The sequence below is a fragment of the Paenarthrobacter sp. 2TAF44 genome, assembly GCF_052114885.1.
Classification (GTDB): Bacteria; Actinomycetota; Actinomycetes; order Actinomycetales; family Micrococcaceae; genus Arthrobacter.
The window spans coordinates 1-377 of the sequence record NZ_JBFRFP010000068.1; the positions used below are offsets into that span (position 1 = coordinate 1).

Here is a 377-nt window from a genome sequence, read left to right on the forward strand (position 1 = left end):
GGCTTATCCCAGAGTCAAGGGCAGGTTACTCACGTGTTACTCACCCGTTCGCCACTAATCCCCCAGCAAGCTGGGATCATCGTTCGACTTGCATGTGTTAAGCACGCCGCCAGCGTTCATCCTGAGCCAGGATCAAACTCTCCGTTGAAGTAAAACAAATCAAACAGACACAACCACACCCACCGGAAATAACGACAGGCACGGCTGCACAAAATTCGAAACCAGCTGAAAACCAAACCACCACACACGGGGGTGCGCAACGGCCTGGCCATAATTTCAACCAATCAATAAAACAATCGGCATCAACAAACTTGGCACACTATTGAGTTCTCAAACAACAGACCCCCCAAAACATCACCCCGGACAGCGCACCACAA

General features: G+C 50.7%; 1 rRNA gene. It reads right to left on the reverse strand.

Annotation, left to right across the window (positions count from 1 at the left end):
* A 16S ribosomal RNA gene (locus AB4Z15_RS24980) occupies window positions 1-148 on the reverse strand; the annotation flags it as partial.
* Window positions 149-377 lie beyond the last annotated feature (229 nt).